We start from the raw sequence: 11,761 nt of genomic DNA on the forward strand, positions 1-11,761 counted from the left end.
TACCCCGCTGACCAGCTACGGCACGCAGAAGGCCATTGGCGAGCTGCTGCTGAACGACTATTCGCGCCGCGGTTTTCTCGATGGCGTCGGCATCCGGCTCCCCACCATCGTCATCCGGCCGGGTCGACCCAATGCGGCCGCCTCGGGCTTCTTCTCCAACATCCTGCGCGAGCCGCTGGTCGGTCAGGAAGCCGTGCTGCCGGTATCGAAGGATGTCCGGCACTGGTTCGCGAGTCCGCGTGCTGCGGTCGGCTTCCTGGTTCACGCCGCCGAACTCGATACCGAGAAGCTCGGCTGGCGCCGCACCATCTCGGCCCCCGGGCTCTCGGCGACGGTCGGCGAGGAGATCGAGGCGCTGCGCCGTGTCGCCGGCGACAAGGCCGTGGCGCTCATTCGCGAAGTGCCAGACCCGCGCATCATCTCGATGGTTGCGGGCTGGCCGCGCAATTTCGACACCAGGCGCGCCGCGGCGCTCGGATTCCGGGCCGAGAAGACTTTCGACGAGATCATCCGCATCCATGTCGAGGACGAACTGGGCGGCACGCTCGGCTGATCCGGCCGGGCACCGACAGCGTCACGATCGCGGCGCCTCGCCTCCCGCCGGGCAGGTAACCCCTGCGCCGGTCTCGGGGGCATCCTGAGATGCTCCTCGGGTGGCTGGCATGCAGGTCGTGCTGGTCCCCAGCCTTCGCCGGAATGACACCGGGTGTGGGTGTGCTCCTCTCCTCTCCACCCGCAGGGCATCTTGCCCGACACCTCCCGGCGCCGATCCGGTTCTTGGCCGCTGGATCGGTAGACAAGTCCAATCTGAAACCACTTTATGGCTTCGGTTCATCGCCGTTACGCGCGGCGATATGGATTATATTACAATTAGTTACGCCGCGCAGCTCCCACCTGTTGCACATGCATGCGCCCCAACCTCCTCCCCAGACAATACCACTCTATGCCACAAAACCGTTGCAATCCGAAAAATTGGTTCTAAAGTGGCATTGCTTCGGTATTGAACTGGAATGCCAGTTCCGAATGGGAGAACAGGGATGCGCTTTTCCACTTTGCTGGCGTCGACCGCTCTTTGCGGCGCGCTGATGACGAGTTCGGCCTATGCCGTGACCGTCAACCTCTACACCTGGCGCGAGCAGGAACTGCCGCTCTGGCAGTACATTTCCGACAACGACGTGCTCGGCGACATCGACGTCAACGCCGTGCAGATCCAGTCGGACAATTACGATTCCAAGATTCGCATCGACCTGCAGTCGGAGGGTGTCGATCTGTTCCAGGGCCGCGCCGGCGCTGCCTGGCTCGCCTCGTTCATCGAGGCCGGCATCATCAAGCCGGTCGCAACCGACCTGTCCGGCATTGCGCCGGGTGCCCTCGATGCGGCCCGCGGCCCGGATGGACAGCTCTATGGCGTCCCGTTCGCCATCCAGATGCAGTCCTTCATCTACAACACCAAGGTCTTTGCCGATAACGGCATTGCGGTGCCGACGACGCTCGACGAGCTCAAGGCCGCCTCGGAGAAGCTGAAGGCCGCCGGTATCACGCCGATCAATTTCGGGGCCCGTTCCGGCTGGTGGCTGAACCAGGTGGTGGGCGAGGCGATGACCGCCGGCCTCGTGCCCGACGATTTCGCCGCCCGGCTGGTCACGGGCGAAGCCTGCTTCACCGACCCGACCTTCGTTGCCACGCTCGAGACGGTGAAGGGCTGGCAGGATGCCGGCTTCCTCAACGCCTCGGCCATGGCCGACGACTACGGTGCCATGCGCACCTCGCTGGCGCTCGGTGAAAGTGCCATGATGATCGACGGGGTGTGGTCCACCGGGCCGGCCTCGCCGATGTACGAGATCGATCCGGACCTCAAGATGGGCTTCTTCGCGGTTCCCGGGCAGAACGGCAAGGTCTATGCCTTCGGCGACGGCACCTACCAGGTCAATGCCAGCTCCAGGAACCTCGAGGCTGCGCAGAAGGTGCTGGACTTCACGGCCACCAAGGAGTTCGCCGAACTGTTCGTCAAGCATGTCGGCGAGCTGCCGGCCTTCGGCGGCGACTACACGGTCGAGGATTCGCGGCTCAAGGAAGTCGCCAACCTGATCGCCACCAGTTCCGCTGCTCCGACGCCGTTCTTCGCCTACGCCCTCAACAAGGGCGAGCCGAGCTACGGCACGCTGGTCGCCGAGGGATACCAGGCGCTGCTTTCGGGCCAGATCTCGCCGAACGATCTGGCGAGGAAGATCCAGGATGGCCTCAACTCCTGGGGCTATGTCGGCGCGGCAAACTGCAAGTAGGCATCCTCCCGGGTCCGGTGCACGGACCCGACCAGCGCAGCGGCGGGTTGCCGCCGCTGCGGTCTTCTTCGGGGGCAGGGCCGGACTTCCCCGACGGATGGCGGGCAATCCTCCCGTACCGTCGTCCGGTCGGCCCCTCACCCTTCGGGCACCCTCTCCCTCAACGGGATCGGGAAGAAAGAGGCGCCATGGCCAAACTCAACTACAAGCAGAAGGCCAACCTGCAGCGCATCGCGCTGCTGGCGCCGGGCGTGGCGCTCTACGGGGTGTTCAACTTCGTGCCCCTGCTCGGTCTGTTCGGTCTGGCGCTGGTCGACTGGCCGGGCATCGGGCCGATGCAGTTCGTCGGGTTCGACAATTTCGCCAAGCTGTTCGGCAATGACTACTATCGCGAGCAGCTGCTGCGCGCCTTCGGGCAGAACCTCGTCTTCTTCCTGATCATCATTGCCTCGATGCTGATCGTCGGCACCTTCCTCGCCTTGCTCCTCAGCTTCGGCAGCTGGGGTCGCAACCTTTACCGCTCGATCTTCTTCCTGCCCTATCCGCTGGCCGGTGCGGCCGTGGCGTTCCTGCTCGAACTCATCGTGCGGACGCGCGGGCCGCTCAACGTGTTGCTGACCAAGACGACGGGTCTGTTCGAGAACCCGATCGGCTTTCTCGGCGATCCCAATCTCGCGCTCGCCACGCTCGCCACCTTCTACTCCTGGCACCGGATGAGCTTTGCCGTGATCCTCATTCTCTCGGCCATCGTCGCGGTGCGGGTGCATCTCATCGAGGCGGCGATGCTCGATGGCGCCAACCGCTGGCAGACGCTCAAGGCCGTGGTCTTCCCGGTCCTCGCCCCGGCCTTCGTGCTCATCACCGTGATCGTCATGGTCGATGTGTTCAACAATGCCGACTACACGCTGATCCTCATGGGTCCCGAGGGCGCGCCGGCGCGGGCCACCGACATCATGGGCACCTTCCTGTTCCGCTCCGCTTTTGGCGGCTCGGCCACCTCGGTCAACGTCAATTTCGGCATGAGCGCCGCCATCGGCCTAGTCACCGCCCTTGTCATCCTCCCGGCAGCGCTGTTCCTCGCGCTGCGCAACATGCGGAAGGACCGGTGATGATTTCGCCCTCCCGATACGCGGCACCCCCCTCCCCAACCCTCCCCGCAAGGGGGAGGGTGCCGCTCCGTGACTTCGGCCCAGATGATGCCCCGGCCTCGATCGGCACCTCCCCCCCTGCGGGGGAGGTTGGGAGGGGGGAGGCGGCGTACTCGGCGTCGGAGGCGCGCCATGGATAGGCTCTTCCGCCTCAAGCCCCACGAACAGGCCGTCGTCCAGCTCATCCTCCTAGCCTGGACGGTGGTGGTGCTGTTCCCCATTGGCACCGCAGTGCTCAATTCGCTCAAGCCCAATCTCGGCGAGGTGTACAAGGCGCCCTTCGCGCTGCCCTCGGCCTGGAGCTTCGACAACTTCGCCGAGGCCTGGGTCGGGGCCAACTTCCAGGCCTATTTCATCAATTCGGTGGTGATCTCCGGCGCTTCGGTGCTGCTGGTCAGCCTGTGCGCCGCCGCCGCGGCTTTCGTTCTCGTCCGCATGCCGTTCAGGGGCTCGGCCTTCATCTTCGGCTGCTTCATGCTCGGCGTCGTCATCCCGATCAGGCTGGCGCTGGCGCCGCTCTTCGTCATCGTCAAGACGCTGGGCCTGCTCGACAGCCTCGTCGGTATCATTCTCGTGCAGTCCGCCTCGATGATGCCGGTTGCCGTCTTCATCCTCACTGCCTTTCTCAGGTCGGTGCCTGCCGAGCTCGAGGAGGCCGCCCGCATGGACGGTGCCCTGCCGTTCGAGATCTTCTGGCGGGTCGTGCTGCCGCTGATCCGGCCGGCACTGGCGACGGTCGCGCTCCTCACGTTCGTTTCGGCCTGGAACGAGTATTTCCTGCCGCTCATCTTCCTCCGCACGGAGTCCAGCTTCCCCATCACGCTGGGCATCGCGCAGTTCCGGCTGCAATTCGATGTGCAGTGGCACCTGATGTTTGCCGGCATCCTGATCATGCTCATCCCCACCATCGTCGCCTTCCTCCTGGCATCACGGCAGTTCATTGCCGGGCTCACCCAGGGCGGGGTCAAGGAATAGCACCATGGCCGCCATCACCATCCGCAGCCTCAACAAGGCCTACGGCAAGCAGCGCGTGCTGCACGACATCGACCTCGACATCGCCGACAATTCCTTCGTGGTCTTCGTCGGGCCGTCGGGCTGCGGCAAGTCCACGCTGCTGCGCACCATCGCCGGGCTCGAGGAGAAGGAATCGGGCACCATAGCCCTCGATGGCCGAGACATCTCCGACGATGCGCCGGTCGATCGCGACGTCGCCATGGTGTTCCAGTCCTACGCGCTCTACCCGCAGATGAGCGTGGCCGAGAACATCGCCTTCCCGCTCTCGGTGGCGAAGACCGACAAGTCGGTGGCCGACAGGAAGGTCCGGGAAGTCGCGGACCTGCTGCGCCTTACCGACTACCTCGAGCGCAAGCCTGCGGCGCTTTCCGGCGGGCAGCGCCAACGCGTCGCCATCGGACGCGCCATCGTGCGCGATCCCAAGGTGTTCCTGTTCGACGAGCCATTGTCGAACCTCGACGCCGAGCTCAGGGTCGAGATGCGGCTGCAGATCGCCCAGCTGCGGCGCCGGCTCGGTGCCACCTTCATCTACGTGACGCACGACCAGGTCGAGGCGATGACGCTGGCCGACACCATCGTGGTACTGCGTTCAGGCGTGATCGAGCAGGTCGGCGCGCCGCTCGAGCTCTATCACCGGCCGGCCAATCGCTTCGTCGCGGGCTTCATCGGTTCGCCCAGGATGAACTTCATCCCGGCGCGCGAGGTGAGCGGCCTCGACCTCAAGGGCGCCGAAACCGTCGGCGTCCGCCCCGAGCACCTCCATCCCGATCCGGCCGGCCCGCTGGTCGGCACCGTCCGCTCGGTCGAGAACCTCGGCTCGATCTCCTACGCCTACGTGGCGCTCCCCGACGAAACGCTGCTGACCGTCACGTTGCCACCCGAGCATGCTATCGCCGTCGACCAGCCTCTGAAGCTAGCCATCGAGCCCGGCCGGGCCTACCTGTTCGGTCGTGACGGCAAGACCATCGGCTGATCGCCACCGGCCTGCCCCCATCGCCCGTGCACCGGTGCAATCGCGATAGCCCTCCCCCCGACGTGAGGGGCAGGGGCGAGGGCCGTTGCCGCCAGACTCAGTCCTTCGTGCCGCTGGTCGCCAGGGCCTTGCGTCGGGCGATGTCGAGGTACTCGGTCGGCACCGCGTCGCTGGGCTGCCAGATGATCTGGCGCAGCTTGTCGACCGGCAGCTTGGGCTTGCGGTTCTCGTCGTAGAGACCGTTCTTCTCCTGCTGCGTGTCGGTGATCTGGGTGTAGCAGAAGCCGGCCAGCTCGGTGCTGCGATAGATGGCGCCGAACAGGTCCTCGAGGATCTTGAGGTACTGCGCCTCGGTTTCCACCGTGGCGTAGCCCATCCAGTTCTCGCCCTTGGCCGGATGGAAGGAGATGCCGCCGAACTCGGTGAGCATCACCGGCTGGCCGCGTCGATCCTCGGGGTTCAGCAATTGCTGGCGCCGGTTCGGCTTCATCCCGGCAAGGGTCTCCTCGATCGCTTCCCAGGTGCCGTAGCGGTCGGTCAGCTGGCTGCCGTGCTGGGTATAGTCGTGGACGCCCAGGATATCGGAGTGGGTATGTTCCCAACCCTCGTTGGAGATCACCGGGCGGCTCGGGTCGATGGCCTTGGTGAGGTGGTACAGGGCACTGGCATAGGCCTGCTGCGCCGCCGAGTGGGCGATCTCGGTCACGCCCCAGCTCTCGTTGAGCGGGGTCCAGGTGACGATGCAGGGGTTGGAGCGGTCCCGCTCGACCACGCTGAGCCACTCGCGCGTGAAGCGGTCGACGGCATTGGGGCCGAACTCGTAGGCATTGGCCATCTCGCCCCAGACCAGCAGGCCCAGGTGATCGGCCCAGTAGAGGAAGCGCGGGTCCTCGACCTTCTGGTGCACACGGCAGGCGTTGAAGCCGAGTGCCTTGATCAGTTCCACCTCTTCGCGCAGCGCACCGGGGCTCGGCGCGGCCAGGTGCGATTTCGGCCAGAAGCCTTGCTCCAGCACAGAGCGGACGAAATAGGGCTGGTCATTGAGCAGGAACCGGCCCTGGCCGATGGCGGTGCTGCGCAGCCCGAAATAGCTCTGCACGGCATCGATCGGGGTGCCCTGCTCGTCGAGAAGCGTAGCGGTGACCGCGATCAGGTTGGGGCGCTCCGGCGTCCAGTACAGGTCGCCGCGGCGCTGCCCGTTGCGGGCGCGCGGAATGGTCACCGGCGTCGAAATGCTGTCGCCGTCGACGAAGACCTGCTGAACGGCGAGCACCTCCTCGCCCTTGCCCAGGCTCAGCGCCAGCCAGCCGCGATGGCTGCGGTTGAGCCGCGCCTCGACCGTAACCGTGGCGGTCGACAGATCCGGCGTGAAGTGCAGCGTCGTCAGGTAGGTCGCGGGCACCGGCTCGAGCCAGACCGGCTGCCAGATGCCCGTGGTGCGGTCATACCAGATGACGTGCGGGGTCGGCTCCCAGTCCTGCTTGCCGCGCGGCATGGTCCCGTCGAGCGGGCGATCCTCGGCCCGCACCACCACGACCTGCTCGCCGCCCGGATCGAGCTCACCGGTGATGTCGGCAACGAAGGGGGTATGCCCGCCCTCGTGCGTCGCGACCAGCGCGCCGTTCACCCACACCTCTGCCTTGTAGTCGACGGCGCCGAAATGCAGCAGTAGCCGCTCGCCGTCGGTCGCGGTCGCGGCGAAACTCCGCCGGTACCAGACCACCGGGTGGTAGCCCTTGTCGTTGATGCCGGAGAGCTCGCTCTCGGGCGGGAAGGGGACCTGGATCTGGCGGGTGAACGGGGCGGCATCGGCGAACCAGCGGGCGTCCCGGCCGATGTCGGCGTCGTCATGGGCAAACTGCCAGGTGCCGCACAGGTCGGTCCAGCGCTCCCGGGTCAGGCGGGGGCGCGGGTGGAGGGGAGTATCGGTCATCGGACTGTCCGCAAGCAGGGGGATCGTTGGGGGGAGGGGGAGGGAGAGACGTGGAGCCGGCCTCAGCGGGCCGGCAGCCACTTCTTTTCGATCTTGCACACCATGGTGTAGGCAGGATCGTAGACATTGCCGACCTCGTAGCGCACCACCTGGCCCATCAGGTGGCTGGCGGCCGTGCTCGAGAGCCCGTAGTCGGACTTGAGCCAGTTGAACATGTCGGTGGTGGCGTGCTGCAGGGCCTGGTCGAGCGGGCGGGCATTGCCGACCGAGAAGATCTCGGTAGCGTTCTCGCCGCGGGGCCACACCAGGCGGCGGTCTTTCTCGACCGTCAGCCGCACCTCGACCTCGTAGCTCGTTTCGATGCCGGTGCCGACGATCTCGCCGTCGCCCTGGATGGCGTGGCAGTCCCCCAGGAAGAACAATGCGCCCTCGACCGCCACCGGGAACCACACGGTCGCTCCGGGGCGAAAGCCGCGATAGTCCATGTTGCCGCCGTTCTCGGCGCTGGTCGCCGTCGAGAAGGCCTGGCCCATGGCCGGTGCCACGCCGAAACAGCCGATCATCGGCTCCAGCGGCAGCACCAGGTGCTCGAGCCCGGCGACGGGCTCGCGGAGCTGAGCGGTGCCGGCCTGCCGGTCGATGGCCCAGGTGACCGGCTCGCGCGAGGGCAGTTCGCGCACCGCCTCGGGGTCGACGACGTTGCCGGCGAGCGAGGAACGGGTCCAGCCGGTCGCCCGGTTCGGCGTCATGCGCACGATCTCGACCTTCAGCGCGTCGCCCGGCTCGGCGCCCGCGACGAAGATCGGCCCGTTCATCGGGTTGGGTCCGGGGCGGCGCTTGATGTCGTCCTTGTCGATCCCCCAGGCGTCGAGCGTCTCGGTGATCACGGTGTCGCCCGAGGCGACGCGAATGGCCGGCGGCAAAGTGCCCAGCACATTGTGCCACTCGGTGGCGACAAAGCGGTGTGTTGTCATGGGGATTCCCTCCGCCAGCATGCGTAGCGGCTGGCGGGCGGCTTGTCATCAGGGCGATGGGCCGCCCCTCACAGCGAGGCCAGCCATTCGGCATACTCGCCGTCATGGCGTCCGGCGAAGTTCGGCATGCCGGGCTTGGTCAGCACTCCCCGACGGGGCGGGATGAAGGAGTGGATGCGGCGGCGCGGGGCCTCGCGCCAGTTGATGTTCACCGCCGCAAAGCGCGGGAAGAACTCGAGTTCGTCATAGTCGAGATGGTCGTGGATCCACCAGGCCAGCGCCTCCCAGCGACCGGTGCCCTCGTAGTACGGGATGAGCGCGTGCACGATCACGCAGGCCGTGGCGCCCATGGCGCCGCGTGCATCCCGCCGGTCCCAGATGTGGCCGCCATAATTGGTCTCGTTGCGCCCGCAGTTGAAGCCGTTGGCATTGCCGAAGGCGTTCACCTCGGCCGAGCGGTAGGCGGAGCGAATAGAGATCCGCCCGAACTGCGCCATCAGGGGTTCCAGCACCGCGCCACACAGCCGCGCTCCGGCAGCGATGGCGAGGTCCGGGTCGTCGGGGATGTTGCTCATCCCATGTAGGCTCGCGATCTCGGAGTGAAGGAAGTCACGCATGAAGAAGTTCTCGCTGAGCCGCACCCGGCCGAGGTCCTCGAGCGCCCTGACGCTCTGTGGCTTGCGCATGTCGGCCTCCGTTTCTCCGGGACCGGTTCTGCGCTAGAAGCGGGCCATCCACCACCCGCTTTTCACCGGATTCTCATGCGCCCGCTTTTCACCCTCGCTGCCCTCGCCGTGCTGATTGCGCCGGCGATCGGGCAGACCGATGCCGCTACCGACGCCGCGCTCGACCTCGAGATGGGCGACCATGTGCCGTTCCGGGCGGCGTTCGAAGCGATTCAGGCGGCAGTCGCCGCCGGCGATGCGGTCGCCCTGGCGGAGTACATTCCGTTCGGCGAGGCGATCAACGTCGACGGGCAGCCCCGGGTGTTCTCGGACGCGGCCGCCTTCGCCGCCGCCTACGGGGATATCTTCACCCCCGATATTGTCGAGGCCGTCCTGACCCAGAGCTATGCGACCCTGTTCGTCAACTCCGAGGGAGTGATGTTCGGCAATGGCGAGGTGTGGCTCGGCGGGCTGTGCAGCGACGTCGCCTGCAACAGCTTCGAGGTGAAGATCCTCACCGTCCAGTCGACCACCGAATAGGCCGATCCCCGGAGCAGAGCCATGCTGCAGATCATCTTCTACGTCGCCGTCGTTGCCGAAGCGATGACTGCCGCGCTTGCGGCGGGTCGTCGCAAGATGGACTGGTTCGGCGTCTGCGTCCTCGCCTGCGTCACCGCGCTCGGCGGCGGCACGATGCGCGACACCTTCCTCGGGCACTACCCGCTGACCTGGGTCGCCGATCCGTGGCTGCTGGTGATCTGCTGCGGCGCGGCGCTGCTGACCATCGCGCTGGCCCGCTTCATGGCGGCGCTGCGCTGGCCGTTCCTGCTGCTCGACGCGCTGGGGCTGGTGGTCTTCACCATCATCGGCTGCAACGTGGCGCTCGAGATGGGGCAGCCGACCATCATCGTCATCGTCTCCGGGCTGGTCACCGGCATTGTCGGCGGCATCCTGCGCGATGTGCTGTGCAACGACGTGCCGCTGGTATTCTCGTCCGAGCTCTACGCTACCGTCGCGATCATTGCCGGGGTGCTCTACACCTACGGCCTGCAGGTCGGGATCGTGCACGACGTGCTGATCGTCGGTGTCGTCCTGGTCGGCTTCGCGCTGCGCGTCGCCGCCATCGTGTTCAAGCTCGAAATGCCGAAATTCGTCTACGACAAGGACATCCGGTGAGCGTCCGTCCGCAGCGGCTGCAGCTGTCGCGGAGGCGCGGCTTCGACCTCCAGGCGAGTTCGCGCGCCCTCAACGGGCTGCCCGCGCGGCTGGTCACCCGGCCCGGCAAGTGGGGTAACCCGTTCTCGATCGACGACATGGTCGCTCGCTATGGACTCGATCGGGCGGGTGCCCAGGCGAAGGCCGTCGACATGTGCACGCAGTGGCTGATCGGGGCGCTCGATCCGGCGCTGTCGCCGGGACCCGCTCCCTCGCTCGAACTGATCCGCGCCGAACTGGGCGGCAGCAACCTCGCCTGCTGGTGCAAGCCGGGGACACCCTGCCACGCCGACGTCCTCATCGAGATCGCCAACGCCTAGCCCCGTCTACCGCGCCACTGGCCCGGGGATGGCGGCGCTGATCGCCTTGGCGGTCGCGATGGTCGCCAGCCGCAGGCCTTCCATCCGGCCGGTCTCGGTACCGGCCAGGAAGGGCACCGAGAGGGCGGCGACCATGTGGCCGCGGGTGTCGAACACGGGCGCGGCGAAGGCGAGGACGCTCGGCAGGCCCTCGCCTCGATCCTGCGACCAGCCTTGCCGGCGGATGCGCGCCAGTTCGGCGGCGAGGCGCTTGGGGTCGGTCAGCGTCTTCGTGGTGTAGCCGACGAGCGGGCGGGTGAAGGCCGCCTGGCGCGCGGCGTCGTCGAGATGGGCCAGCAGCAGCTTTCCCGCCGCTCCGGCGTGGCAGGGCAGGCGCTGGCCCGGGGCCACCGAGAGGGCGTATTCCCGACGGCCGGGGGACGTCGCGATCACCAGGGTGGCATCGCCGTCCAGCACCGAGAGCTTGCAGGCCTCGCCCAGCTCGCCCGACAGCCTGTCGAGCAGCGGCTGGGCGATGGCGACGAGATCGATCTGGCTGCCTCCGGTCGCGACGTGCGCTGCCAGCGCCAGCAGGCGGCTGCCCAGCTGGTAGGCGCCGCTGTCGTCGCGGCGCACCATGTCGTGCAGCTGCAGCGTGTTGAGGATGCGATAGAGGGTCGTGCGCGGCAGCTCCAGCGTGCCCACCAGGTCGCTGATCGAGGCGCCGCCGTCCCGGTGCTCGAGCTGCTCCAGCACGTCCATCATGCGATCGATCACCGGAATGCGGTGCTTCTGCGCGGCGTCGGCTCCGCTCGCCCTCACTGCCAGGTTCTCCCGCCCTTGCCGTTGACTTTCGGACGGCGGCATCACTATCATGCAATATTGAACAAGTAAAGTTCATATATGAACTGGCAGGGCGAGCCGTTCCGGCGGATCGCCGAGGGGGGAGGGATGAATCACGCCGAAAAGCGTCTGGCGGATACGGCCGAGCGCCTCACGCAACTGCACACGGCCGTGGTGCACGACGTGCTCGATGAGCTGGGCCTGTCCGGCCAGTGCCTCGATCTCGGCATCAAGCCGCTCGAGCCGACGATGAAGCTCGCCGGCCCCGCTTTCACCATCGCCTGTGCCGCCGATGTGCGGGTCGACTGGGAATACGACAATGACGAGGTGACTCGTCGTACCTTCTTCCGCCGCATGTATCGCGGCTGCGTGGTGCTGGTCTCGTCCGGCGGCGAGAACCGGGCCGGTCACTGGG

11 protein-coding genes and 2 pseudogenes are annotated in these 11,761 nt (G+C 66.8%); 9 read left to right on the plus strand and 4 right to left on the minus strand.

What is annotated here, in order from left to right; all coding sequences use genetic code 11:
- From ACE3TU_RS09625 to ACE3TU_RS09645, 5 genes and pseudogenes are all read left to right on the plus strand, one after another.
- Positions 1–553: pseudogene (locus tag ACE3TU_RS09625) on the plus strand (NAD-dependent epimerase); the annotation flags it as partial.
- A gap of 484 nt (positions 554–1,037) precedes the next feature.
- Positions 1,038–2,282, plus strand: coding sequence for an ABC transporter substrate-binding protein (locus ACE3TU_RS09630; protein WP_374623301.1), 1,245 nt, complete (start codon positions 1,038–1,040; stop codon positions 2,280–2,282).
- 188 nt (positions 2,283–2,470) lie between these two features.
- Complete coding sequence (locus tag ACE3TU_RS09635) at positions 2,471–3,391, plus strand: carbohydrate ABC transporter permease (protein ID WP_374623303.1); 921 nt, start codon at positions 2,471–2,473, stop codon at positions 3,389–3,391.
- Positions 3,392–3,562: 171 nt separating this feature from the next.
- Complete coding sequence (locus ACE3TU_RS09640; RefSeq protein ID WP_374623306.1) at positions 3,563–4,405, plus strand: carbohydrate ABC transporter permease; 843 nt, start codon at positions 3,563–3,565, stop codon at positions 4,403–4,405.
- Between the two features lie 4 nt (positions 4,406–4,409).
- A complete protein-coding gene (locus ACE3TU_RS09645) occupies positions 4,410–5,417 on the plus strand; it encodes an ABC transporter ATP-binding protein (RefSeq protein ID WP_374623309.1) in 1,008 nt (335 codons plus the stop codon).
- Between the two features lie 97 nt (positions 5,418–5,514).
- Here ACE3TU_RS09645 and ACE3TU_RS09650 read toward each other — a convergent pair whose 3' ends face one another.
- The 3 genes from ACE3TU_RS09650 to ACE3TU_RS09660 form a co-directional block, all read right to left on the minus strand.
- Positions 5,515–7,350 (minus strand): glycoside hydrolase family 2 protein, encoded by a 1,836-nt coding sequence (locus ACE3TU_RS09650; RefSeq protein ID WP_374623312.1) that lies wholly within the window; start codon positions 7,348–7,350, stop codon positions 5,515–5,517.
- A 62-nt stretch (positions 7,351–7,412) separates the two neighbouring features.
- Complete coding sequence (locus ACE3TU_RS09655) at positions 7,413–8,324, minus strand: acetamidase/formamidase family protein (RefSeq protein WP_374623314.1); 912 nt, start codon at positions 8,322–8,324, stop codon at positions 7,413–7,415.
- A 68-nt stretch (positions 8,325–8,392) separates the two neighbouring features.
- Positions 8,393–9,010: a hypothetical protein gene (locus ACE3TU_RS09660; protein WP_374623317.1), complete on the minus strand. Its 618-nt coding sequence runs from the start codon at positions 9,008–9,010 to the stop codon at positions 8,393–8,395.
- Between the two features lie 75 nt (positions 9,011–9,085).
- Here ACE3TU_RS09660 and ACE3TU_RS09665 point away from each other — a divergent pair, with 75 nt between their 5' ends.
- From ACE3TU_RS09665 to ACE3TU_RS09675, 3 genes are read left to right on the plus strand one after another with little or no spacing between them, the layout of a single operon-like run.
- Complete coding sequence (locus tag ACE3TU_RS09665; RefSeq protein ID WP_374623320.1) at positions 9,086–9,529, plus strand: hypothetical protein; 444 nt, start codon at positions 9,086–9,088, stop codon at positions 9,527–9,529.
- 21 nt (positions 9,530–9,550) lie between these two features.
- The gene (locus tag ACE3TU_RS09670) at positions 9,551–10,165 is read left to right on the plus strand and encodes a trimeric intracellular cation channel family protein (RefSeq protein ID WP_374623322.1); all 615 of its coding nucleotides are present in this window, start codon (positions 9,551–9,553) and stop codon (positions 10,163–10,165) included.
- A complete protein-coding gene (locus ACE3TU_RS09675; protein ID WP_374623325.1) occupies positions 10,162–10,524 on the plus strand; it encodes a DUF4326 domain-containing protein in 363 nt (120 codons plus the stop codon). Before ACE3TU_RS09670 ends, ACE3TU_RS09675 begins: the two co-directional genes overlap by 4 nt.
- Before the next feature lie 6 nt (positions 10,525–10,530).
- Here ACE3TU_RS09675 and ACE3TU_RS09680 read toward each other — a convergent pair whose 3' ends face one another.
- Complete coding sequence (locus ACE3TU_RS09680; protein WP_374623327.1) at positions 10,531–11,325, minus strand: IclR family transcriptional regulator; 795 nt, start codon at positions 11,323–11,325, stop codon at positions 10,531–10,533.
- A 129-nt stretch (positions 11,326–11,454) separates the two neighbouring features.
- Between ACE3TU_RS09680 and ACE3TU_RS09685 the strand changes: the two are divergent.
- Positions 11,455–11,761: pseudogene (locus ACE3TU_RS09685) on the plus strand (dimethylmenaquinone methyltransferase); the annotation flags it as partial.

Source organism: Devosia sp., assembly GCF_041917035.1.
GTDB lineage: Bacteria > Pseudomonadota > Alphaproteobacteria > Rhizobiales > Devosiaceae > Devosia_A.